The organism is Mycobacterium sp. THU-M104 (assembly GCF_049197365.1).
Classification (GTDB): Bacteria; Actinomycetota; Actinomycetes; order Mycobacteriales; family Mycobacteriaceae; genus Mycobacterium.
In genome coordinates this window covers 1-22,049 of sequence record NZ_JBMIOP010000013.1, presented here as the reverse complement: position 1 = coordinate 22,049, position 22,049 = coordinate 1, and the positions used below count along the sequence as shown (strand labels likewise).

Sequence of the window (22,049 nt, the reverse complement as noted above, 5' to 3'; positions counted from 1 at the left end):
GTGCCTAGTCGCGCAGCATCTCGGCGACCAGGAACGCCAGTTCCAGGGACTGCTGGGTGTTCAACCGCGGGTCACACGCCGTCTCGTAACGCCCCACCAGGTCGGTGTCCGAGATGTCTTGCGCGCCGCCGAGACATTCGGTGACGTTCTCGCCGGTGATCTCCACGTGGATCCCGCCCGGGTGGGTACCCAGAGCCCGGTGCACCTCAAAAAATCCCTGCACCTCGTCGACGATCCGGTCGAAGTGGCGGGTCTTGTACCCGTTGGACGACTCGTGAGTGTTGCCGTGCATCGGGTCGCACTGCCAGATCACCTGGTGACCGGTGGCCTGCACCTTCTCGACGATCGGCGGCAGTAGGTCGCGGACCTTGCCGTTGCCCAGTCTGCTGACCAGCGTCAGCCGGCCGGGCTGGTTGCGCGCGTCGAGCCGCTCGACGTATTCGACGGCGAGCTCGGGAGTCATCGTCGGGCCGATCTTGACACCGATCGGGTTGGCGATCACCTCGGCGAAGGCGACGTGCGCACCGTCGAGCTGGCGGGTGCGCTCGCCGATCCACACGGTGTGCGCCGACAGGTCGTAGAGCCGGGGATCGCCGTCCTCGCCCTCGGACAGGCGCAGCATGGCTCGCTCGTAGTCGAGCACCAAAGCCTCGTGGCTGGCGAAAATTTCGGCAGTCTGAAGGTTGCGGTCGGCCACCCCGCACGCACTCATGAAGCGCAGCGCGCGGTCGATCTCGGTGGCCAGCGCCTCGTATCGCGCCCCGGCCGGCGAGGTCGCGACGAACTCGCGGTTCCAGTCGTGCACGCCGTGCAGCGAGGCAAGCCCCGACGAGGTCAACGCCCGCACCAGGTTCATCGCCGCACTGGCGTTGGCGTAGGCCCGCACCAGCCGCGACGGGTCATGCTCGCGCGCGGCGGCATCCGGGGCAAACCCGTTGACCATGTCGCCGCGATAGGACTTCAGACCCAGCGCGTCGATGTCCGACGAGCGCGGCTTGGCGTACTGGCCGGCGATGCGGGCGACCTTGACCACCGGCATGCTGGCGCCGTAGGTCAGCACCACGGCCATCTGCAGCAGCGCCCGGATGTTGCCCCGGATGTGGGGTTCGGTGTTGTCGGTGAACGTCTCCGCGCAGTCACCGCCTTGCAGCAGGAACGCCTCACCCTTGGCGACTGCGGCCAGTTGTTCCTGCAGACGGGCGATCTCGGAGGGCACCGTCACCGGCGGCACGCTCTCCAGGACCGTGCGCATCGCGGTGGCCTGGCCGGCGGGCCAGCTGGGCTGCTGGGCGGCGGGCTTGGCCAGTGCGGCGTCGAGACGGGCGCGCAACTCGGCCGACAGCGGCGGCAGCGAAGGCAGCTGATCGACCGGGATGTCGACGGTCCAGTTCATCGCACCATGGTAACCGGCAACCGGAATGGGCAGTGCGGGGCTGATCAGGACGAACGCCGTCCACAGTGCGCCTCGCCGGCCGACGTGATCAGCCGGAAGCGACGCAGCTGATCGCGGGCGTCGACCAGCGCGTCATGAGCATCCCGCGACCGCGGCGGCAGCCGGGGGGATCCGCGGTCCTCCCAGAGCTGCCGCAGTTCGCGGGTGAAGCGGGGCAGCGCCCGCGGCAACTCCGGCATCGTGCCCCACAACTGGCACAAGGCCACGTGGTCGTAGGCCCCGATCCAGGCCCACAGCTCGATCGGGTCGGCGTCGGCGATGCCGGAGACGCCGAAGAACTCCTCGAGGTCCTCCCGGATCCGCCTTCGCGAGCGCCACAACTGCGAGGACGGGGGCGGCAGTTTGGGCAGCACATGCGCGCGCACCCAACTGCCGGCGCGTTCCGGATCGAATTCCGTGGACACCGCGTAGTACTCACGGTCGTCTTCGGCGACCACGCCGATCGAGATCAGCTCGATGCTGCGGCCGTCCTCGATGAATTCGGTGTCATAGAAATACCGCACCGCAGAAAGCCTAGGCGTGCGGCCGAGCGGCGGCGTCGCGGCTATCTACCTGCCGATCAGGATGGGGTCGGTGTTCGCGGGCGGCGGCGCGGGACGCACCTCGTTGTCGAGCCTGGCGTCGACCGTGCGTTCGTCGGGCAGACGCGGGGTGCCGGCGATCGCGCACTGCAACGCCAGCTTGGCCCGCACCACGGGACGCCGCAACGTCCGTTCCCGCCGCAGCGCGTGGCGCATCTTGTCCGGCCGGGTGGTGTAGCGCCACCGCGCCCACGGGGCGTGGGGGCGCGACAACCGCACCGCCCCGACGACGAGCAGCACGACGATGAACATGCCGAGCAGGCCGGTCCACACCTTGCCCTTGAGCACGACGATCACGGCCAGCGGCAGCGTCAGCGCCATCGCACCGCCCACCGCGAGCCGCAGCATCGTCGAATCGGTGTCCTGCCAGACCGGCAGGAAGAACATCAACGGATGCAGGCCCATGATCAGCAGGCCGGCCACGGCCACCGCGGCGAACACCGCGTCCACCGAGGTGCGCCCGTCTTCCGACCAGTACACATCGGAGAGGTGCAGGATCAACGCGTACTCATCGAGCACCAGCGCGGCGCCGACACCGAAAATTATTGCTGCGGCAATGAATTCGGGCTCATGGCCATCGACGGACAAGGTTATCAGTGTCAGTCCGGAGGCCAGCACCAGCACCACCCCGAACGTGACGTGGTGAATGTGCACTCCCCCGATGTGGACATTGCGCGGCTGCCACCATTTGGGTGGCCGGCCGGTCGCGGCGCGAAAGCGGATGAACCGGACGAAGGTTCGCGTGACGAAAAAGGTCAGGATGAAGGCCACCAGACAACACAGCAGCGGCAACCGGCCGCCGTCGTGGATGTCATGGGAGAACCACCGCGTGACCCTCGGCACGAACCACTGCAGCACACCCGAAACCTACGCCTGCCTGGCCGCAGCCGGCAGCAGCCGCGCTGCATCACCCGCTGCCCGGCCCAGGCACCGATTACGCTGTTTGGCGATATGAGTAGATCGCAGGCGCCCGACGCGGGCTTCGCCGACAGAAGTGGGCTCGGATGGGTGCTGGCGTGGGGATTGCTCTGGTTGGCGGCGGCCGCCGCGCTGGGCTACACGGCGTGGCGCCTTTTCGGGCACACGCCGTACCGCATCGACATCGACATCTATCAGATGGGCGGTCGGGCCTGGCTGGACGGGCATCCGTTGTATCGCGGGGAGGTGTTGTTCCACACGCCCATCGGGCTGAACTTGCCGTTCACCTATCCGCCGCTGGCGGCCATCCTGTTCAGCCCGTTCGCCTGGTTGCACATGCCGGCCGCCAGCGTCGCGATCACGTTGCTGACGCTGGCGCTGCTGATGGTGTCGACGGTGATCATGCTCACCCGACTGGACGTGTGGGAGACCTCGGCGGTACTACCCGGGCCGCGGTGGCTGCGGCGGCTGTGGCTGACCGTGCTGATCGTGGCGCCCGCGGCGATCTGGCTGGAACCCATCAATTCCAACTTCGCGTTCGGCCAGATCAACGTCGTGCTGATGACGCTGGTGATCGCCGACTGCTTTCCGCGGCGCACCCCGTGGCCGCGTGGCGTGCTGCTCGGGCTCGGGATCGCGCTCAAGCTCACGCCCGCGGTGTTCCTGCTCTATCTGGTGCTGCGCCGCGACAACCGTGCGGCGCTCACCGCGCTGGCGTCGTTCGCGGCCGCGACGGCCGTGGGTTTTGCGCTGGCCTGGGAGGACTCGTGGGAGTACTGGACCCGCACGGTGCACCACACCGACCGCATCGGCGCCGCGGCGCTGAACACCGACCAGAACATCGCGGGCGGCCTGGCCCGGTTGGGCCTCGGCGAGCATGAGCGTTTCGCGCTGTGGGTGGCCGCGAGCCTGCTGGTGCTGGCGCTGACCGTCTGGGCGATGCGGCGGGTGCTGCGCGCCGGCGAGCCGACGCTGGCGATCATCTGCGTCGCGCTGTTCGGGCTCGTCGTGTCGCCGGTGTCGTGGTCGCACCATTGGGTGTGGATGCTGCCGGCAGTGCTGGTGACCGGGGCCCTGGCCTGGCGGCGGCGCAACGCGGCACTGGCGGCCATCGGCGCCGCCGGGGTGGCGTTGATGGCGTGGACGCCGATCGATCTGCTCCCCAAGCACCACGAGACGACCGCGGCGTGGTGGCGCCAACTTGCCGGAATGTCCTACGTGTGGTGGGCGCTGGCGGCCATCGCCGCGGCAGGATTCACCGTCGTTGCCCGTGTCGGTGCGCCGGATTCGACCACACCGACGCTGACGCCGGTGTCGGCGGCCGGCTAGCCTGCGGCGGTCTCGGGGATGCGCGCGGCGTCACCGGCGGAGGCACCACCGGAGTCGCCACTCGACTCGCCGTTGTCACCTTCCTTGAGGCTGGCTGCGTAGATGTCGACGTATTCCTGGCCGGAGAGCCCCATCAACTCATAGATCACCTCGTCGGCGACGGCACGCTCGATGAACCGGTTGCCGGCCATCCCTTCGAAGCGGGAGAAGTCCATCGGCTTGCCGAAGCGGACGGTGACCCGGCCGAAACGCAGCATGTTCGTCCCGGGAGGGTTGACCGCGTTGGTGCCGATCATCGCCACCGGGATCACCGGAACCCCGGTGTGCAACGCCAGCCGGGCAAGGCCCGTCTTGCCCTTGTAGAGCCGGCCGTCCGGCGAGCGGGTGCCTTCGGGGTACATCCCGAGCAGCTTGCCCTGACCGAGCAGCCGTTCGGCGGTGTCCAGCGCCGCCTGCGCGGCGTCGGCACTCGTGCGGTCTATCGGTACTTGACCGACGGCGGTGAAGAACCAGCGCTGGAACCAGCCCTTGAGGCCGGTGCCCGTGAAGTATTCCGACTTTGCCAGGAAGGTGATCCGGCGGCGCACGACCAGGGGCAGGTAGAAGCTGTCCATGACCGCCAGGTGGTTGCTGGCCAGGATCGCCGGTCCGGAGTGCGGAACGTGTTCCAGGCCTTCAACTTTGGGCCGGCCGAGCAGGGAGAGCAACGGACCGAGAAGAACGTACTTGAATAGCCAGTACCACATGGCCCTCCCTCCCCGCCGGTCTTTTCCTGCGCCAACTGTACCCATCCGCGAGGCGGGAGACCACCTTCGACGCGGGCGGCTCACTCCTCGACAGTGACGGGGATGGACTGATACCGGGTCTTGGCGGTGCCTTCCCCCGCGTCCCGGCCGGCGCGCGTCGCATCGCCTGGTGGCGGCTCACCCCCGCTGCGCGGCCGGTCCGGGGGCGGCTGCGGTGACCGGCCGCCGTCACCACCGTCACCACCGTCACCGACGATGCCTCGGATCACCTCGAGCAGAGCGACGCTGTGGTCGGCGATCAGGGTGAGCAACGGGTGCTCCTCACCGGTGGCCAGCGCGGCCAGCGCACACACCGGGCACCAGACCTGCTGGCATCTGCCGGTTCCCTGCCCGCCGGCCGTCATCGCGGCCGCCAGACGCACCGCCGGGTCGATTCCGTCGAGAATCGCCTGGGCCAGCCTGCGCAGCTCGGGACCGACGTCGGGATGAGCCCCACTCATCTGGGCCACACCTCCGGGTCCGGCCGGAAACGAACCGTCAGCTCACTACCCCGAAGACGTGCGTCCAACACTGTGCAGCGGCGCAGTACGGACGCCAACCGAACCCGGCGTCGCAACCCGCCGACGCCGATGATCAGGTCGTCATCGACCCGCCCGAGGGTCAGGGCACCAGAATCGAGTTGGGGCAACGCCAGCCGCATCCGGTATGTCGACCCGAGTCCCGATCCGGATTCGAGATCCACCACCGGCCGCAGCGGACCCGGCGGCGCCGTCGTGCCCTGCCGGCGGGCATTGTCGAGCAGTGCGGCGAGCGCCCCGGGACCGATCGGCGCGCCTGACAGGTGGGGCGTGACCACCAGCGCGATGTCCCCCACGGCGGCGCCGAGTTCCTCCAAAGCGAGGCGTTGTTCGCAGATGCGTTCGGCATACCAGGAGAACGCCGGGTGGGCCGGCAGGTTGTGGTACTCGTAGGACTGGTCCTGTACGAGCGCCTGGTTGACGATCAGCTCCTCGACGCGCACCCCCATCAACGCCAGCGATCCCAGGATCCGGACCGCCTCAGCCACCACCACCCGCTCAGGGGTCAGCACCACATGCGCACCGACGAGCTCGCCGTCGGTCAACAGCGCGCCGAGCGCGTCGACACCCGTGCTGATGCGTTCCAGCAGTTCCATCACCGCCGCCGACCGGCTGTCGTCGGCGGCGATCGACAACCTGCGGTGGCGCGGCCATGCGCGCTCGGCATAGAGCCCGAAGGCGGCGGGCAGGGTCAGCATCCGCAACGCATCGGCCGTCGAGGCGCAGTCGACGACCACCAGATCCCAGCGCCCGGAGGACGCCAACTCACCGACGGCGTGCAGCCCGAGGACTTCCTGGACGCCCGGCAGTGCCGAAAGCTCTTCGGTGGCAACAGTGCTCAACTCGGATTCGGGAAAGCTCCGATCCACGGCGCCGACCACCTGCTGCCAGCGGGCCTCGAGCAGGGCCAGCGTGTCCAGTGCCAGCGCGTCGAGGAAACCGCCGCTCGTCTCGGCCCGCCCGGTCGGGGGTTCGGCGAACACCCGAACGGGCTCGTCGCGACCGCTGGGCGGGACCGGGACGCCCAGCACGTCGCCCAGCGAATGCGCCTGGTCGACGGACACCACCAGCACGCGCTGGCCTCTGAACGCGGCGGAGACCGCGGTGGCTGATGCCAGAGTGGATTTTCCTACCCCACCCTTGCCGACGAACAGACTGATACGGGCCGGGGCCGGCGCCCGGGCTTCGGTGGACTCACTCAGCCTCGACTCGTTTCTTCAGGTCCTTCAACGCGGTGTCGGTCAGCCTGCGCTCAGCCTTGCGTTTGAGCATCCCGATCATCGGGAGGGCGAGGTCAACCGACAGCTCATAGGTGACGTCGGTGCCAGAACCCTTGGGCGCCAGGCGATACGAGCCTTCCAGCGAACGCAGCAGTGAGCTGGAGACCAAAGTCCAGCTCAGCGATCGGCGATCTCGGGGCCACTGGTAGGACATGACCAGGGTGTCTTTGATGATCCCCGCGTCCATCACGAAGCGCGCCACCTTGGGGTAGCCATCGGCACCTCGCTCCTGCACCTCGGCTTCCTTGTACTCCGAGATCCAATCCGGGTAGGAATCGATGTCGGCGATGACCTTCAATATCGTGTCGGGATCAGCGTCGATGTGAATGGTCTGCGTCGTCTTCTCCGCCACCTGACTGCTGCCTCTCTCCCACGAACGAGTCGGCCCGCTGCGGGGCTGCCCCGGTCTCCGGCCCGAAACGGTACTCTCCACGCCGGACGTTGAGCGTCAAACTGCCGGAGAAACCCCGACCGGGCGTGACCTTTCCAATGTCGCCTTGAGCTCGAAAGCCATGTTCTTGCCCGCGACCCGGCGGCGGTGGATCACCTTCGCCAGGTTCAGCTTGGCCAGCTGCCAGGCCGCCAAGCCGGTCGGTTCGGCGTGCAGGAAGTAGTGCAGCACCACGCCGTCCAGCCCGTCGGCCAGGGGCTCCAGCCAGATCTCCATGGTGCCGGTCAGCGCGCCGGTCACGGTCCAGCGGATACCCTTGTCGGCGCGATCCTCGACGACCTGCAACCGCAGGTCAGGCCACCAGCGCCGCCAGTTCGACGGATCGGCGATCGCGGCGCCGATCCGCGCGCCGTCGGCGGCGACGTACGTCTCGTCGGCGATCTGGATGCTGTTCACCGTCCCAGCTTCACACACCCGCGGCCTGGCGACCATCGCCGGGCCGGGCCGGGCGCAGAAAAGCCCGCATTAAGCTGGGTGCAACAAGCCGGACCCGGCAGCACTAGCCAAATCGAGGTCAACACAGTGCGTGAGTACAGCGTTCCCGCCCGCTTCTCCGTAGGCGAGCACGACAACGTCGCGGCCATGGTCTTCGAGCACGAGCGCGAGGACCCCGGCTTCGCGATCTACCAGCGCCACATCGACGGCGTCTGGACTGACGTCACGTGCGCCGAGGCGGCCGAACAGGTCCGTTCCGCGGCACTGGGATTGATCTCGCTGGGGGTGCAGGCCGGCGACCGGGTGTCGATTTTCTCGGCCACCCGGTACGAGTGGGCGATCCTCGACCTCGCGATCCTGTCGGTCGGCGCGGTTACCGTCCCGATCTACGAGACGTCGTCGGCCGAGCAGGTGCGCTGGGTGCTGCAGGATTCTGAGGCCGTGCTGGCATTCGCCGAATCCGACGCCCACGCCGCGATGATCACCGAGCTCGCCGGTGAACTCCCCGCACTGCGCCGGGTGTTGCACGTGGACGGGTCCGGCCCCAAGGCGCTCGAGCAGTTGGTGGAGGCCGGCGCGTCGGTCGACCCGGACGAGCTGAAGGCTCGGCTCGGGGCACTACGGGCCGAGAACCCGGCGACGCTGATCTACACCTCGGGCACGACGGGCCGGCCCAAGGGTTGTCAGCTCACCCATTCCAACCTGCTCTACGAGATGCGGGGAACCAAGGAGTGCCTCCCGACGCTGCTGGTCAAAGGGCAGCGGCTGCTGGTGTTCCTGCCGCTGGCACACGTGCTGGCCCGGGCGCTCACGCTGGGTGCGTTCGCCAACAAGGTGACCGTCGGCTTCACCAGCGACATCAAAAATCTGCTGCCGCTGCTCGCGGAGTTCAAGCCGACGGTGGTGGTGTCGGTGCCCCGGGTGTTCGAGAAGGTCTACAACACCGCCGAGCAGAACGCCGCCAACGACGGCAAAGGCCGCATCTTCGCGATCGCCGCGCGGACCGCGGTCGAGTGGAGCCAGGCCCGCGACGGCGGCCGGCCCGGGCTGCTGCTGCGCGCCAAGCACGCCCTGTTCGACCGGCTGGTTTACGGCAAGCTGCGCGCGGCGCTGGGCGGCGATTGCCGCGCGTCGGTGTCCGGTGGCGCACGGCTGGGGGCGCGGCTGGGCCACTTCTACCGTGGCGTGGGGGTCACCATCTACGAGGGCTACGGCCTGACCGAGACCAGCGCGGCCATCACCGTCAACCAGGTCGGCAACGTCAAGATCGGGACTGTCGGAACCCTGGTGCCCGGCAACAGCCTGCGCATCGGCGAGGACGGGGAACTGCTGGTGCGTGGCGGGGTCGTGTTCAGCGGCTACTGGAGCAACGAGCAGGCCACTGCGGAGGCGTTCACCGACGGCTGGTTCAAGACGGGCGATCTGGGCGCGGTGGACGACGACGGCTTCCTGACGATCACCGGGCGCAAGAAGGAGATCATCGTCACCGCAGGCGGCAAGAACGTCGCACCCGCGGTGCTCGAGGACCAACTGCGGGGGCACCCGCTGATCAGCCAGGCGATGGTCGTCGGGGACAACAAGCCGTTCATCGCCGCGCTGATCACGATCGATCCCGAGGCGTTCGACGGCTGGAAGCAGCGCAACAGCAAGGCGTCCGGCGCGTCGGTGGGCGATCTGGCCACCGACCCCGACCTGATCGCCGAGGTGGACACCGCCGTCAAGCAGGCCAACCTCTCGGTGTCGCACGCCGAGTCGATCCGCAAGTTCCGCATCCTTCCGGTCGACTTCACCGAAGAAACCGGCGAACTGACGCCCACAATGAAGGTCAAACGCAAAGTGGTGGCCGAGAAGTTCGCGGCCGACATCGAAGCGATCTACGCGAAGGACTAGTCAGCCCCGGAGCAGGTCGGCCAGCCGCGCGGCCAGCGTGTCCCAATGCCACTGCGTCCTCACCCACTCGCGCCCGGCCGCGCCCATGGCCGCGGCGCGATCGCGATCGGCCAGCAACTCGGTGACGGCCGCGGCGACCTTGCCCACCGAGCGGCCGTCGACCACGAGCCCGGTCTCGTTGTGCCGCACGGCTTCCGGGGCCCCGCCGGACTGGCCGGCGATAACCGGCACGCCGGTCGCGGACGCTTCCAGGAACACGATGCCCAGCCCCTCCACGTCCATGCCGGCGCCGCGGGTGCGGCACGGCATCGCGAACACGTCGGCCAGGGCATGGTGCGCGGGCAATTCGGCGGCCGGCACGCCGCCGGTGAACGTCACGTGCTCGGCGACCCCGCAGTCGCGGGCCAGCTTGCGCAGCGCGTCGGAGTGCGGGCCTCCGCCCACGATGACCAGGGCGGCCCCGTCAACACGCCGCCGGATCGACGGCAGCGCCCTGATCAGCATGTCCTGGCCCTTGCGCGGTACCAGACGCGACAGGCACACCACAGTCGGGCGCCCGCCCAGCCGGTAGCGGTCACGTAACTCGGCGCGGGCCGCGGGGTCGGGCCGGAACCGGGCGGTGTCCACCCCGGGCGGCAGGTATTCCAACGAGGCCGCGGGCCCGAAGGCCGGCGCGAACCGGGAGCGTGTGTATCGGCTGACGAACGTCACGACGTCGGTGTCGTCGCCGATGCGGCGCAGCACCGACCGGGCCACCGGCAGCATCGACCAGCCCACTTCGTGGCCGTGCGTACTGGCCAGCACCCGGGCCGCTCCGGCCCCGCGGGCACGCTGCGCCAGCAAGGCCAACGGCGCGGCGGCCCCGAACCAGACGGTGTCGACGCCGTGGTCGGCGATCAGCCGTCGCATCCGGGCGTCGACTGCGGGCCCGGGCAGCATCAGCGTGCCCGGATGGCGCACCACGCGGTAGCCGGCGGCCGTGGCCGCCTCGTCGAAGGCCCGGGCACCTTTCCATCGCGGTGCGTAGACCGTCACGGAATGCGACCGCGCTGCGACCAGTCGACCGACGAACTCGACCAGATACGACTGGATACCGCCCGGCCGCGGCGGAAAATCATTGGTCAACAGCAGGACCCGGCTCACAGTGCGACAGGCTAACCTGCCGGTCGCCCCGGCGTGCGCGTGCGTCGGCTCGCGGCGGGTGTCGCCAGCCACCGCCGCCACCGGGCGAGCAGGCCCGGCGGGTCGGTGCCCAGGACGTCGCGCACGGCGGTGGGCAGGTCGGTGTAGCCGGCGCCGCACGTGGCCACGTAGAACGCGCGCAGCGTCGCCGCCCCACCGTAGGTGTCGGCGACGAACCGGGCGAACCACCACGCGCGGTCATACGCCGCCGAGCGCTGCGGCCCCGCCGCGTCCAGATCGGCGTCCGACGGCAGCGCCGACGCCCCGGCCGCGCCGTCGGCGGGCACCGGGGTGGCCGGCCGGGCGACGAAGTCGGCGACCCCCTCGGTCAGCCACCGGGGCGCGTCCAGCGCGGTGTCGGGGCGTGCCGCGTAATGAAAGAGCTCGTGGGTCAACACGATTCGCAGTGCGGATGCGCTCATTGCGGCCGCGCCCGGGGCGAACACGATGCGCTGGCCGACCGCCACCCGGTGAACCGGATCGACGCGGTCGGCGACCGTCACGGCCGCGATGTCGGCCCACTGCGCCGCCGGTCCCCCGCCGGCGGCGGCGCGGAACTGCGCGTCGGAGCCGGCGGCCACCACCGCGACGTCGCGCGGCCAGTCGGCGCCCCAGAAGACGTTTACTCGCCGTACCGCGGCGGCGGCATCCGCAGCGATCCGGGCCAGCAGGCGGTCGCCAGACGGGCCGCCGCGCCCGATCAGCCGCACGGTGTGGCCCTCGACGACCGCGGCGGGCGCGTCGGCGACCGGGTGCCCGGCGGGCCGGGCCGGCACGGCGGGAGATGGGCGCGGCGGCACGGCGGCGGCCACGACCACCTCGGCGACAAACACCCACGCCAGCAGGGTCGACAGCCGCCGACGCCGCGCGGCGTCGGGATGCGCGCCCGGGCGCCTAGTAGCGACGGGCGTCGTGGATCGGGCCCGCGGCATTCATCGGAACCACGCGCACCGGTTGGCCGTAGGTGGAGGAATGGATCACCATCCCGTCACCGACGTAGATGCCGCTATGCGACGCGTCGGAATAAAAGGTGACCACGTCTCCGGGCTGCAGGTCCGACACCGCCACCGGTTGGCCGCCGTGGGCCTGCGCCTGGCTGGAGTGCGGTAGCGAGATACCGGCCTGCTGGAAGGCCCACATCACCAGCCCGGAGCAGTCGAACCCGCCGGGCCCGGCGCCTCCCCACACGTACGGCGAGCCGACCTGCGTCAACGCCGCCTGCACCACGCTGGCGCGGTCAGCACCGCCACCGCCGGGAGCAGCAGCCGCCCAGCCGAAGGGCGCCGGGGCCGCCCCGGGCGCCTGCCCGTCGCCCGGGGGCGCGCCCGGCGGTGCCGCTTCCGGCGCCGGAGCGCCCGGGGCAGGGGCGCCTTCCGGGACGGGCCCGGGGTCGGCCAGCGCGGTGCGCTGGTCGGCCGTCAGGGCCAGATACTGCGACTTGACGACGGCGATCTGCACCTGCAACTGGCTCTGCTTGGACTGCAGGCCGGCCCGGACCGCCGCCGCCTGTTCGGCCGCGCTCTTGGCGGCCGCGGCGGACTTGGCCGATTCCTGCTCCGCCTTGGCGGCCTGCTCGCCGGCGAAGCGGTAGCTGGCCATCTGGTTGGTCATCTGGGTTGCCATCAGGCGCTGCATGCTCAGCTTGTCGATCAACCCCTGCGGCGATCCCGCGGTCAGCATGGCTTCCATGCCATCGACACGGCCACCCATGTACGTTGCGGCGGCCAGCTTGTCGACCGCCTTGTGGAATCCGGCCAGACGGGCTTTCGCCGCATCGACGGCGACCTGGTCCCCCGCGTGCTTCTGCTCCGCTGCGCGCTCGGCCGCCACCTTGTCGTTGAGGTCGAGCTGCGCACTGTGCATGGCCTCGGTGGTCCGCTCGGCCCGTCGCGACAGCTCGGTCAGCTTGGCCAGCGCATCCTGGGCAGGGTCGGCAGCCACGTTTGCCGCGAAAACGCCGGAAAGCACCGTGAAGCCCGCTAACGTACCGACAAGACCACGTGTCAAGCCACGCGCAAGCGGACACCTAACGTCAAAGCTCAAGATTGTGCATCCTCGAACGGCCTTCGGCGGATGGCCGCCGAGCTGGTTTAGGTCTCAGACAGGTTACGAAACGATAAAGGCTTTGTCCAAAGTAGTTCGTTAAGAAATTGGAGAGATTTCTGTCATTTCTCTGTGGGTTACGGCGGGTGTGCCGCGCACCGAAGTGTAAGCGGCGCAGGGCGGTTAATCCACACCGGACGCGCGGGCGCGTCGTGTCGGCACCAGACGCAGTCGCGGCGCCAACCCGACGTCCGCGAGAACCTCCAAGGCCGCGCACTCATCCTGCAGCAGTGTCTCCGGCACGCCGAGCAGCACGCTCACCACACAGTCGCGGCAACCGGGCCCGCGGACCGCGCAGTCGTCGCAGTCGATCACCACCGATTCGGCCGGTTCGTCGCCTGCAACGCCTGGACTGTCGGGGCCGCTGATTCGTGCGATTCGTGCCATCGGGTCGATCCTCTCGGTTTGAGCTCTGCTGAAACCCCGGGTACGGGTTGCGCGCACGCTAACCGCTGGCACCGACATCGCCACGTCGCCGCATCCCGGCCGACCCGCGGCGTGGCGAGTCCGCCGGTGTCGGTGGACATGCCTAACGTGGCAAATCATGGGTGCCGACGGTGCGACTCAGCTGACTTTCGCGGACGTGGGAACGCCGGGCACCGCCGGCGAGATCCCGCTGCGCGAAACGACTTTCGTTGTGGTGGACCTCGAGACCACCGGTGGGCGAACCAAAAGCGCCGCCGGAACGCCGCCCGATGCCATCACCGAGATCGGGGCGGTCAAGGTCCGCGGCGGCGTCGTGCTCGGCGAGTTCGCCACGTTGGTCGACCCGCAGCGCAGCATTCCGCCGCAGATCGTGCGACTCACCGGCATCACCACGGCGATGGTCGGTGACGCCCCGCCGATCGAGGCCGTACTGCCGATGTTCCTCGAGTTCGCCGGCAACGCGGTGCTGGTCGCCCACAACGCCGGGTTCGACATCGGGTTCCTGCGCGCGGCAGCCGAGCGCTGTGGCATCGTCTGGCCCCGCCCGCAGGTGCTGTGCACGGTGCGGCTGGCCCGCCGGGTGCTCAGCCGCGAGGAGGCGCCCAGCGTGCGGCTGGCAGCCCTGGCGCGACTGTTCGCCGTTGCCGCCCAGCCCACACACCGCGCCCTCGACGACGCCCGCGCCACCGTCGAGGTGCTGCACGCGCTGATCGAACGGGTCGGGAACCAGGGTGTGCACACCTACGCCGACCTGCGCTCCTATCTGCCCGGTGTGACGCCGGCGCAACGCCGCAAGCGACCGTTCGCGGACGGCCTGCCGCAGCGGCCCGGGGTCTACCTGTTCCGCGGACCGTCGGGCGAGGTGCTCTACGTCGGCACCGCCGCCGACCTGCGGCGCCGGGTGCGTCAGTACTTCACCGGCGCCGACCCCCGCGGACGGATGAAGGAGATGGTCGCACTGGCCACCACGGTCGACCACGTCGAGTGTGCGCACGCGCTCGAGGCCGGCGTGCGGGAACTGCGCATGCTGGCCGCCCACGCGCCGCCTTACAACCGCCGCTCCAGATACCCGCAACGCTGGTGGTGGCTGGCGCTGACCGACGAGGCGTTCCCGCGGCTGGCGGTGGTGCGCGCCCCGCGACACGAGCGCGCCGTCGGGCCGTTCCACTCGCGCGCCGACGCCGCCGACACAGGTGAGTTGCTGGCCCGATTCACCGGGCTACGAACCTGCACCACCCGGCTGGGGCGCTCCGCGTTGCACGGACCGGCCTGCGCCGCGGCCGAGGTGTCGCCATGCCCCGCCGCGCGCGACGTCACCGCGACCGGGTACGCGGCGGCGGTGGCGCGCGTCGCGGCCCTGATCGACGGCCAGGACAACAGTGCCCTGGCCGCGGCGATCGGCCAGGTCGCCGCGCTGGCCGAGCACGGCCGCTACGAGAGCGCGGCGCGGATGCGCGACCGTACCGCCGCCGCGATCGAGACGCTGTGGCGCGGCCAGCGGCTCCGTGCGCTGACCGCTTTGCCGGAGCTGATCGCTGCCGCGCCCGACGGCCCGGACGGAAAGGGCGGATACCAGCTCGCCGTTGTGCGCCACGGCCAGCTCGCCGCCGCGGGCACTGCCCGGCGCGGGGTGCCGCCTATGCCCGTGGTCGAGGCCCTATGTGCTGCCGCCCAGACGATTCTGCCGTTACCGGCCCCGCTGGGCGGTGCGCTCGTCGAGGAGACCGCTCTGATCGCGCGATGGCTGGCCGGCCCCGGGGTGCGCATCGTGCGGGTCTCGAGCCCCGACGGCTGGGCCTCTCCGCTGGGATCGGCCGGCGCGTGGGCGGCGTGGGCGGCATCGGCACGCTCGGCGCGCCTGGCCTGCGATCACGCATGGCCCGACGGCCCGCCTCCTCGGCGCTCCGCCGCACGGCGCGCATCGCCACCGGGCGCCGGCGACTCAGGACTGCCGGCCGAACCGCACCCACCGCGCGAGCAGGTTTTCGGCCGCGCCGGAGTCGATGGCCGCCGCGGCCCGGCGCAGCCCGTCCTCCCACGCGGGCAGCCATTCGGCGCGGCTGGATAACCCTGCGTGCGCGACGATCGCCCCGGCGGCATTGAGCACGACCGCGTCGCGCACCGGGCCCCCGGCGCCGGCCAGCACCGCCCGGGCCTCCGCCGCATTGGCCCGTGCGTCACCACCCAGCAACTCAGCGCGGTCGGCACGGGCGAATCCGAAACCGGCCGGATCGAACGCCAGCTTGTCCACGGTCCCGGCCTGCACCCTCCAGATCGTGCTGGTGGTCGTGGTGGTCAGTTCGTCGAGCCCGTCGTCACCGTGCACGACCAGCACACTGGACCGGCGCGCGGCGAACACCCCCGCCATCACCTCGGCCAGATCGGCGAATGCGCAGCCGATCAGGCCTGCTCGGGGCGACGCTGGATTCGTCAGCGGCCCGAGGAGATTGAAGACGGTCGGCACGCCGATCTCGCGCCGCACGGACGAGGCGTGCCGGTACGACGGGTGGAAGACCGGGGCGAAGCAGAACCCGATCCCGACGTCGGTGAGGCAGCGCGCCACCTGATCGGGTTCGAGCTCGATGCGCACCCCGAGCGCCTCGAGGGTGTCGGCACCCCCGGACAGCGACGACGACGCGCGGTTGCCGTGCTTGACCACCGGCACGCCGGCGGCCGCGACCACGATTGCGGCCATGGTCGACAGGTTGACGGTGTTCATGCCGTCGCCCCCGGTGCCCACGATGTCGACGGCGTCGTCGGGAACCGCGCCGTCGGGCATCCGGTGCGCGTGGCTCAGCATCACCTCGGCCAGTTCACCGACTTCCGCCGCGGTGGGCACCTTCATCGTCATCGCCACCGCGAAGGCCGCGATCTGGGCGGGTGTCGCGCCGCCGGCCATGATCTGGTCCATGGCCCAGGCCGCCTGGCCACGCACCAGCGGCTGCCAGCCCGTCAACCGGGCCAGCACCTGCCGCCACGACGCCGCCGACCCGGCGGGGGCCCCGACAGCCGCGACCCCTGACATCTGGGACGACTCGGGGGACACGGGTGACACGGGCACCCGCCGATGGTCCCACGGTCGGCGGGCCCACCCCATCAGGCCCCCGACAGGCCCGGAACCGTCGTCGCCGCGACGCGCGGCGCCGAATTGCCGCCCCGGGTGGAGTTCGACAACTACAAAGCGTCATACTTGCGGATGTGACTAGCGTTGCCGGGACCTCAGGTGCTGCCATCACGTCGCGTGTGCATTCGCTGAACCGACCTAACATGGTCAGTGTTGGCACCATAGTGTGGCTTTCGAGCGAGTTGATGTTCTTTGCTGGCCTGTTTGCGATGTATTTCACAGCGCGCTCCCAGGCCGGCGGGAAGTGGCCGCCGCCGCCGACCGAGCTGAATCTGTATCAGGCCGTCCCGGTGACACTGGTGTTGATTGCCTCCTCGTTCACCTGCCAGATGGGTGTGTTCGCGGCCGAGCGGGGCGACGTCTTCGGGCTGCGCCGCTGGTATGTGATCACGTTCCTGATGGGGCTGTTCTTCGTCCTGGGGCAGGCCTATGAGTACTACCACCTGGTGATCCACGGCACGACCATCCCCGGAAGCTCCTACGGCACCGTCTTCTACCTGTGCACCGGCTTCCACGGCCTGCATGTCACCGGCGGCCTGATCGCCTTCATCTTTCTGCTGATCCGCACGACGATGAGCAAGTTCACACCTGCACAGGCGACGGCGAGCATCGTCGTCTCGTATTACTGGCATTTCGTCGACATCGTGTGGATCGCATTGTTCACCGTCATCTATTTCATTCGATGAGCCTGCGCTGGGACGAAGAGGAGTGCTCGGTTGAAGAAATTAGGGTCTAGTCGATCAGCCGTCGGCAGGCGGCGAGGTCACTCGTCACCGGCGCAGCGTGATCGCGCGCGGCGGAGGCTGCGCCGGCGCCTGTCCGGCGGCCTGCTGCTGCTGACCGCGCTGACGATCGCCGGCGGGCTGGCCGCCGTGCTGACACCCACGCCGCAGGTGGCCGTCGCCGACGAGTCGGCCTCGGCGCTGTTGCGTACCGGTAAGCAGCTGTTCGACACCTCCTGCGTGTCGTGCCACGGCGCCAACCTGCAGGGCGTGGACCAGCACGGACCCAGCTTGATCGGGGTCGGCGAGGAGGCCGTCTACTTCCAGGTGTCCACCGGCCGCATGCCCGCCATGCGGGGTGAGGCCCAGGCGCCGCGCAAGGAGCCGATCTTCGACGAGTCGCAGATCGAGGCGATCGGCGCCTTCGTGCAGGCCAACGGCGGCGGCCCGACGGTGGTCCGCAACCCCGACGGCAGCCTGGCGATGCAGTCGCTGCGCGGCGACAACGTGGGCCGCGGCGGCGACCTCTTCCGGCTCAACTGCTCGTCGTGCCACAACTTCACCGGCAAGGGCGGTGCGCTCTCGTCGGGCAAGTATGCGCCGGACCTCGGACCCGCCAACGAGCAGCAGATACTGGCCGCGATGCGCACCGGTCCGCAGAACATGCCCAAGTTCTCCGACCGCCAGCTGTCCTTCGACGACAAAAAGGACATCATCGCCTACGTGAAATCGGTCTCCGAAGAGCGCCAGCCAGGCGGCTACGGCCTCGGCGGCTTCGGACCCGCACCCGAGGGCATGGCGATGTGGATCATCGGGATGGTCGCCGCCATCGGGCTGGCACTGTGGATTGGGGCGCGAGCATGAGCGACATCGATCACGGCGGTTCCCAGGAGCCCGATGACGCCACACTGGCCGGGATGTCGCAGCAGCAACTGCTCGAGTTGGGCGGCAAGCTTGACGGCGTCGAGACCGTCTACAAGGAACCACGCTGGCCGGTCGAGGGCACCAAGGCCGAGAGGCGCGCCGAGCGCGGCGTGGCCCTGTGGCTTCTGGCGGGCGGCGGCTTCGGGCTCGCGCTGCTGCTGATCTTCATCTTCTGGCCCTGGGAGTACAAGCCCAAAGACGCCCCAGGCAGCATCCTGTACACGCTGACCACTCCGCTTTACGGCCTGACCTTCGGGATGTCCATCCTGGCCATCGCGGTCGGAGCAATCCTCTACCAGAAGCGGTTCATCCCCGAAGAGATCTCGATCCAGCAGCGTCATGACGGCGCGTCCCGAGAGATCGACCGCAAGACCGTGGTGGCCAACCTGACCGACGCTTACCAGACATCGACGATCGGACGCCGCAAGCTGGTCGGGCTGTCGCTGGGCATCGGCCTGGGCGCGTTCGGCCTGAGCAGCCTGGTGGCCTTCGTCGGGGGTCTGATCAAGAACCCGTGGAAGCCGGTGGTCCCCACCGAGAACGGCATGGAGGCGGTCCTCTGGACGTCCGGATGGACCCCCCGCTACCGCGGCGAGACCATCTTCATGGCGCGCGCCACGGGCGCCACCGACGGCGCACCCTTCATCAAGATGCGCCCGGAGGACATCGACGCCGGTGGCATGGAAACCGTGTTCCCCTGGCGGGAGTCCGACGGCGACGGCACGACGGCCGAGTCGCGCGAGAAGCTGCGCGGCATCCAGATGGGCGTTCGCAACCCCGTCATGCTCATCCGGATCCGGCCCACCGACATGCCCCGCGTCGTCAAGCGGCAAGGCCAGGAGAGCTTCAACTTCGGCGAACTCTTCGCCTACACGAAGGTCTGCTCGCACCTGGGTTGCCCGGCGTCGCTGTACGAGGAGCAGTCGTACCGGATCCTGTGCCCCTGTCACCAGTCGCAGTTCGATGCGATGCATTACGCCAAGCCGATATTCGGGCCTGCGGCGCGCGCGTTGGCGCAGCTGCCCATTACCATCGACGAGAACGGGTATCTGGTTGCCAACGGCAACTTCGTCGAACCCGTCGGACCGGCATTCTGGGAGCGCACCACATGAGTCCGAAACTCAGTCCTCCGAAGCTCGGCGACGTCCTGGCCCGTCAAGGGGAGGACATCGACACCCGGTATCACCCGTCGGCGGCGGTGCGCCGGCAGCTCAACAAGGTCTTTCCCACGCACTGGTCGTTCCTGCTCGGCGAGGTCGCGATGTACAGCTTCGTCGTGCTGTTGCTGACCGGCGTGTACCTGTCGCTGTTCTTCGACCCCACCATGGGTGAGGTCACCTACAACGGGGCGTACCAGCCGCTGCGCGGCGTGGACATGTCGAAGGCCTTCGCCTCCACCCTGGACATCTCATTCGAGGTGCGCGGCGGCCTGTTCGTCCGGCAGGTCCACCACTGGGCCGCGCTGATGTTCGCCGCCGCCATCATGGTGCACCTGGCGCGCATCTTCTTCACCGGCGCGTTCCGGCGGCCCCGTGAGGCCAACTGGGTGATCGGTTCCCTACTGCTGATCCTGGCGATGTTCGAGGGTTTCTTCGGCTACTCGCTGCCCGATGACCTGCTGTCGGGCATCGGAATCCGGGCGTCATTGTCCTCGATCACGCTGGGCATGCCGGTGATCGGCACCTGGCTGCACTGGGCCTTGTTCGGTGGTGACTTCCCCTGCGGCGGAGTGGGCTATCACTGCGCCGAGGCGGGCTACATCATCCCGCGCATGTACTCCCTGCACATTCTGCTGTTGCCCGGAATCATCCTGGCGCTCATCGGCGCGCACCTGGCCATGGTGTGGTTCCAGAAGCACACGCAGTTCCCGGGGCCCGGCCGCACCGAGCACAACGTCGTCGGCGTCCGGGTGATGCCGATCTTCGCGGTCAAGTCCGGCGCCTTCTTCGCGGCGATCGTCGGTGTGCTGGGCCTGATGGGTGGGCTGCTGCAGATCAACCCGATCTGGAACCTGGGCCCCTACAAGCCTTCTCACGTCTCGGCCGGCTCGCAGCCCGACTTCTACATGATGTGGACCGAGGGTCTGGCCCGTATCTGGCCACCGTGGGAGTTCTACTTCTGGCACCACACCATCCCGGCCCCGGTGTGGGTGGCACTGCTGATGGGCCTGGTCTTCATCCTGCTGATCATCTACCCCTTCCTGGAGAAGCGGTTCAGCGGTGACCACGCGCACCACAACCTGTTGCAGCGTCCGCGGGACGCCCCGGTGCGCACGTCGCTCGGTGCGATGGCGATCGCGTTCTACATGGTGCTGACGCTGAGCGCCATGAACGACATCATCGCGCTGAAGTTCGACATCTCGCTGAACGCGATGACCTGGATCGGGCGTATCGGCATGGTGGTGCTGCCGCCGATCGTGTACTTCGTCGCCTACCGGTGGTGCATCGCCCTGCAGCGCAGCGACCGGGACGTGCTCGAGCACGGCATCGAAACGGGCATCATCAAGCGGTTGCCGCACGGCGCCTACGTCGAGCTGCACCAGCCACTCGGCCCGGTCGACGAACACGGTCACCCGCTTCCGCTGGAGTACCAGGGATCGCCGCTGCCCAAGCGGATGAACAAGCTGGGCTCGGCGGGGTCACCCGGCAGCGGCAGCCTGCTGTACGCCGACCCGGCATCCGAGGACGAGGCGTTGCGCGAGGCGGCGCAGGCCGCCGAGCACCGTGCCCTGACCGCCCTGCGCGAACACCAGGACGCCGTCGTCGGTTCCTCCGACGGACACGACGAGCACTAGGTCTCGGCGCTCAGAGACGGGTTTGGCCCCCACTGGAGTGGGGGCCAAACCCGTCTCTGAGCCACCGCCGCAGGGCCTGACTTGCGACGGGGGCACCTGTTCCCGTCCGGCTCCCGTCCGGCCGCGGGGCACCTGTTCCCGTCCGGCTCCCGTCCGGCCGCGGGGCGGGGCGGGGCCGATCGTGTCGATGTGGACAGGCGCTGCGCTTTGACGGCATCCAGCCCCGGCCGGCTCCCCGAGGATCCCGACGACGCGGCCTGCTCCGGCGCGCCAACGGCTACACGTAACCGGCCACCAGGCGACGCACCTGTCGCACGTGCAGGAACTCGACCACCGGCATCGCCGCAGTGACTGCTCCGGACAGTCCGTAGCCCACCCAGGACGCGCCGTCGTGACCCACGGCCATCAGGTAGGTCGCCGCCGCGACCGCGACAAGTGCAGTGCCTATCGTTCCCACCAGCAGTACGGTGCCGCGCAGCCACACTCGATCCACCGCCTCACCGGACCACTCGGCGACCGGATCCGCCGCCTGCACCCCATACCGGCGCATCCGCTCCCCCTGCGTGCGCGTCGTGGCCGAGAAATCGGTCCGCAGCGGGGCGCCGGCCACGCCCCGTGCTGCCCCGGCCGGCGGACGGGCCGGCGGCTGCTCCTGGGACATCCGACGAGCCCGCAACAACACCGGGATGGCCCCCGCGATGATCAGCGCAGAAACGATGATCACCGCATACAGCACCGCGGTTGTGTGCGCGCCGCTGGCGGACATCTTGTGGAAACCGCGGCCCAGGTCGACCAGCGCGACGGCGGCGGCGACGCTGACGCCGAGGACGGCAAGCCAGATCGCTGCGCACGCCCCGACCAGCAGGCGATCGATCACGTCCGGCGGAATGGTATCGGAGCCGCGTCGAGACGAATAATTGCTGACCATCAGCAACTCGTCTGCGGCGCGTCGTTGGAGTTCGAGGACAGCACCGTTCCGTCGCTCGTGGTGATGGAGCAGTTGAGACGGCTGAGGCGGAACAGGCTGGACGCCTCGACCGAGCCTACGTCGGACTGGGCGATCGGCGTGACGGTCATCGACCAGGGAATGTACACGTTGTGCTGGGTGCGCCG

General features: G+C 69.5%; 20 protein-coding genes and 2 pseudogenes. 7 read left to right on the top strand and 15 right to left on the bottom strand.

Features of this window, described 5'->3' with window-relative positions:
- Window positions 1-4: 4 nt before the first annotated feature.
- The 3 genes from ACOJVU_RS00915 to ACOJVU_RS00905 are packed head-to-tail and all read right to left on the bottom strand — an operon-like array spanning window position 5 to window position 2,877.
- A complete protein-coding gene (locus ACOJVU_RS00915) occupies window positions 5-1,393 on the bottom strand; it encodes a class II 3-deoxy-7-phosphoheptulonate synthase (RefSeq protein ID WP_421528040.1) in 1,389 nt (462 codons plus the stop codon).
- A gap of 44 nt (window positions 1,394-1,437) precedes the next feature.
- A complete protein-coding gene (locus ACOJVU_RS00910; protein ID WP_421528039.1) occupies window positions 1,438-1,956 on the bottom strand; it encodes a polyadenylate-specific 3'-exoribonuclease AS in 519 nt (172 codons plus the stop codon).
- 45 nt (window positions 1,957-2,001) lie between these two features.
- Entirely contained in the window at window positions 2,002-2,877 is an 876-nt protein-coding gene (locus tag ACOJVU_RS00905) for a hypothetical protein (RefSeq protein ID WP_421528071.1), read from the bottom strand.
- A gap of 108 nt (window positions 2,878-2,985) precedes the next feature.
- Here ACOJVU_RS00905 and ACOJVU_RS00900 point away from each other — a divergent pair, with 108 nt between their 5' ends.
- Window positions 2,986-4,281: a glycosyltransferase 87 family protein gene (locus ACOJVU_RS00900; protein WP_421528038.1), complete on the top strand. Its 1,296-nt coding sequence runs from the start codon at window positions 2,986-2,988 to the stop codon at window positions 4,279-4,281.
- Here the strand turns inward: ACOJVU_RS00900 and ACOJVU_RS00895 are convergent.
- The 5 genes from ACOJVU_RS00895 to ACOJVU_RS00875 form a co-directional block, all read right to left on the bottom strand.
- The gene (locus ACOJVU_RS00895; protein WP_421528037.1) at window positions 4,278-5,027 is read right to left on the bottom strand and encodes a lysophospholipid acyltransferase family protein; all 750 of its coding nucleotides are present in this window, start codon (window positions 5,025-5,027) and stop codon (window positions 4,278-4,280) included. The two genes, ACOJVU_RS00900 and ACOJVU_RS00895, sit on opposite strands and share 4 nt — an antisense overlap.
- A gap of 80 nt (window positions 5,028-5,107) precedes the next feature.
- A complete protein-coding gene (locus ACOJVU_RS00890; protein ID WP_421528036.1) occupies window positions 5,108-5,527 on the bottom strand; it encodes a hypothetical protein in 420 nt (139 codons plus the stop codon).
- Window positions 5,524-6,807, bottom strand: a complete 1,284-nt coding sequence (locus ACOJVU_RS00885) for an ArsA family ATPase (RefSeq protein ID WP_421528070.1) — start codon at window positions 6,805-6,807, stop codon at window positions 5,524-5,526. The genes ACOJVU_RS00890 and ACOJVU_RS00885 overlap by 4 nt, the downstream gene beginning before the upstream one ends.
- The gene (locus ACOJVU_RS00880; RefSeq protein ID WP_421528035.1) at window positions 6,800-7,237 is read right to left on the bottom strand and encodes an SRPBCC family protein; all 438 of its coding nucleotides are present in this window, start codon (window positions 7,235-7,237) and stop codon (window positions 6,800-6,802) included. Before ACOJVU_RS00880 ends, ACOJVU_RS00885 begins: the two co-directional genes overlap by 8 nt.
- A gap of 96 nt (window positions 7,238-7,333) precedes the next feature.
- Complete coding sequence (locus tag ACOJVU_RS00875) at window positions 7,334-7,732, bottom strand: polyketide cyclase / dehydrase and lipid transport (RefSeq protein WP_421528034.1); 399 nt, start codon at window positions 7,730-7,732, stop codon at window positions 7,334-7,336.
- A 126-nt stretch (window positions 7,733-7,858) separates the two neighbouring features.
- Here ACOJVU_RS00875 and ACOJVU_RS00870 point away from each other — a divergent pair, with 126 nt between their 5' ends.
- Window positions 7,859-9,661, top strand: coding sequence for an AMP-dependent synthetase/ligase (locus ACOJVU_RS00870; RefSeq protein WP_421528033.1), 1,803 nt, complete (start codon window positions 7,859-7,861; stop codon window positions 9,659-9,661).
- Here ACOJVU_RS00870 and pimB read toward each other — a convergent pair whose 3' ends face one another.
- The 4 genes from pimB to ACOJVU_RS00850 all read right to left on the bottom strand — a co-directional run bounded on the left by pimB (window position 9,662) and on the right by ACOJVU_RS00850 (window position 13,333).
- Window positions 9,662-10,804 (bottom strand): GDP-mannose-dependent alpha-(1-6)-phosphatidylinositol monomannoside mannosyltransferase, encoded by a 1,143-nt coding sequence (pimB, locus tag ACOJVU_RS00865; protein WP_421528032.1) that lies wholly within the window; start codon window positions 10,802-10,804, stop codon window positions 9,662-9,664.
- A gap of 11 nt (window positions 10,805-10,815) precedes the next feature.
- A complete protein-coding gene (locus tag ACOJVU_RS00860; RefSeq protein ID WP_421528069.1) occupies window positions 10,816-11,688 on the bottom strand; it encodes a hypothetical protein in 873 nt (290 codons plus the stop codon).
- Window positions 11,689-11,737: 49 nt separating this feature from the next.
- A complete protein-coding gene (gene ripC / locus ACOJVU_RS00855; protein WP_421528031.1) occupies window positions 11,738-12,886 on the bottom strand; it encodes a peptidoglycan hydrolase RipC in 1,149 nt (382 codons plus the stop codon).
- A 183-nt stretch (window positions 12,887-13,069) separates the two neighbouring features.
- Complete coding sequence (locus ACOJVU_RS00850) at window positions 13,070-13,333, bottom strand: hypothetical protein (protein WP_421528030.1); 264 nt, start codon at window positions 13,331-13,333, stop codon at window positions 13,070-13,072.
- A 157-nt stretch (window positions 13,334-13,490) separates the two neighbouring features.
- On the opposite strand from ACOJVU_RS00850, the pseudogene ACOJVU_RS00845 reads away from it, so the two are divergent.
- Window positions 13,491-15,377, top strand: a pseudogene (locus tag ACOJVU_RS00845) (DEDD exonuclease domain-containing protein); the annotation flags it as partial.
- Here the strand turns inward: ACOJVU_RS00845 and trpD are convergent.
- Entirely contained in the window at window positions 15,315-16,397 is a 1,083-nt protein-coding gene (trpD, locus tag ACOJVU_RS00840; protein WP_421528068.1) for an anthranilate phosphoribosyltransferase, read from the bottom strand. The pseudogene ACOJVU_RS00845 and the gene trpD overlap by 63 nt on opposite strands.
- 173 nt (window positions 16,398-16,570) lie before the next feature.
- Here trpD and ACOJVU_RS00835 point away from each other — a divergent pair, with 173 nt between their 5' ends.
- Genes ACOJVU_RS00835 through ACOJVU_RS00820 form a run of 4 tightly spaced genes read left to right on the top strand, consistent with a single transcriptional unit; the run spans window position 16,571 to window position 20,936 of the window.
- Window positions 16,571-17,182, top strand: coding sequence for a cytochrome c oxidase subunit 3 (locus ACOJVU_RS00835; protein ID WP_421528029.1), 612 nt, complete (start codon window positions 16,571-16,573; stop codon window positions 17,180-17,182).
- Between the two features lie 30 nt (window positions 17,183-17,212).
- Window positions 17,213-18,082 carry a c-type cytochrome gene (locus tag ACOJVU_RS00830; RefSeq protein ID WP_421528028.1) on the top strand — a complete coding sequence of 290 codons (870 nt, stop codon included), beginning with the start codon at window positions 17,213-17,215 and terminating at the stop codon, window positions 18,080-18,082.
- Complete coding sequence (locus ACOJVU_RS00825; protein ID WP_421528027.1) at window positions 18,079-19,254, top strand: ubiquinol-cytochrome c reductase iron-sulfur subunit; 1,176 nt, start codon at window positions 18,079-18,081, stop codon at window positions 19,252-19,254. Before ACOJVU_RS00830 ends, ACOJVU_RS00825 begins: the two co-directional genes overlap by 4 nt.
- Window positions 19,251-20,936 (top strand): cytochrome b, encoded by a 1,686-nt coding sequence (locus ACOJVU_RS00820; RefSeq protein WP_421528026.1) that lies wholly within the window; start codon window positions 19,251-19,253, stop codon window positions 20,934-20,936. The genes ACOJVU_RS00825 and ACOJVU_RS00820 overlap by 4 nt, the downstream gene beginning before the upstream one ends.
- A gap of 277 nt (window positions 20,937-21,213) precedes the next feature.
- Here ACOJVU_RS00820 and ACOJVU_RS00815 read toward each other — a convergent pair whose 3' ends face one another.
- Together ACOJVU_RS00815 and ACOJVU_RS00810 are read right to left on the bottom strand one after the other, a co-directional pair.
- The gene (locus tag ACOJVU_RS00815; protein ID WP_421528025.1) at window positions 21,214-21,864 is read right to left on the bottom strand and encodes a DUF2561 family protein; all 651 of its coding nucleotides are present in this window, start codon (window positions 21,862-21,864) and stop codon (window positions 21,214-21,216) included.
- Window positions 21,864-22,049, bottom strand: a pseudogene (locus tag ACOJVU_RS00810) (hypothetical protein); the annotation flags it as partial. The gene ACOJVU_RS00815 and the pseudogene ACOJVU_RS00810, both read right to left, overlap by 1 nt.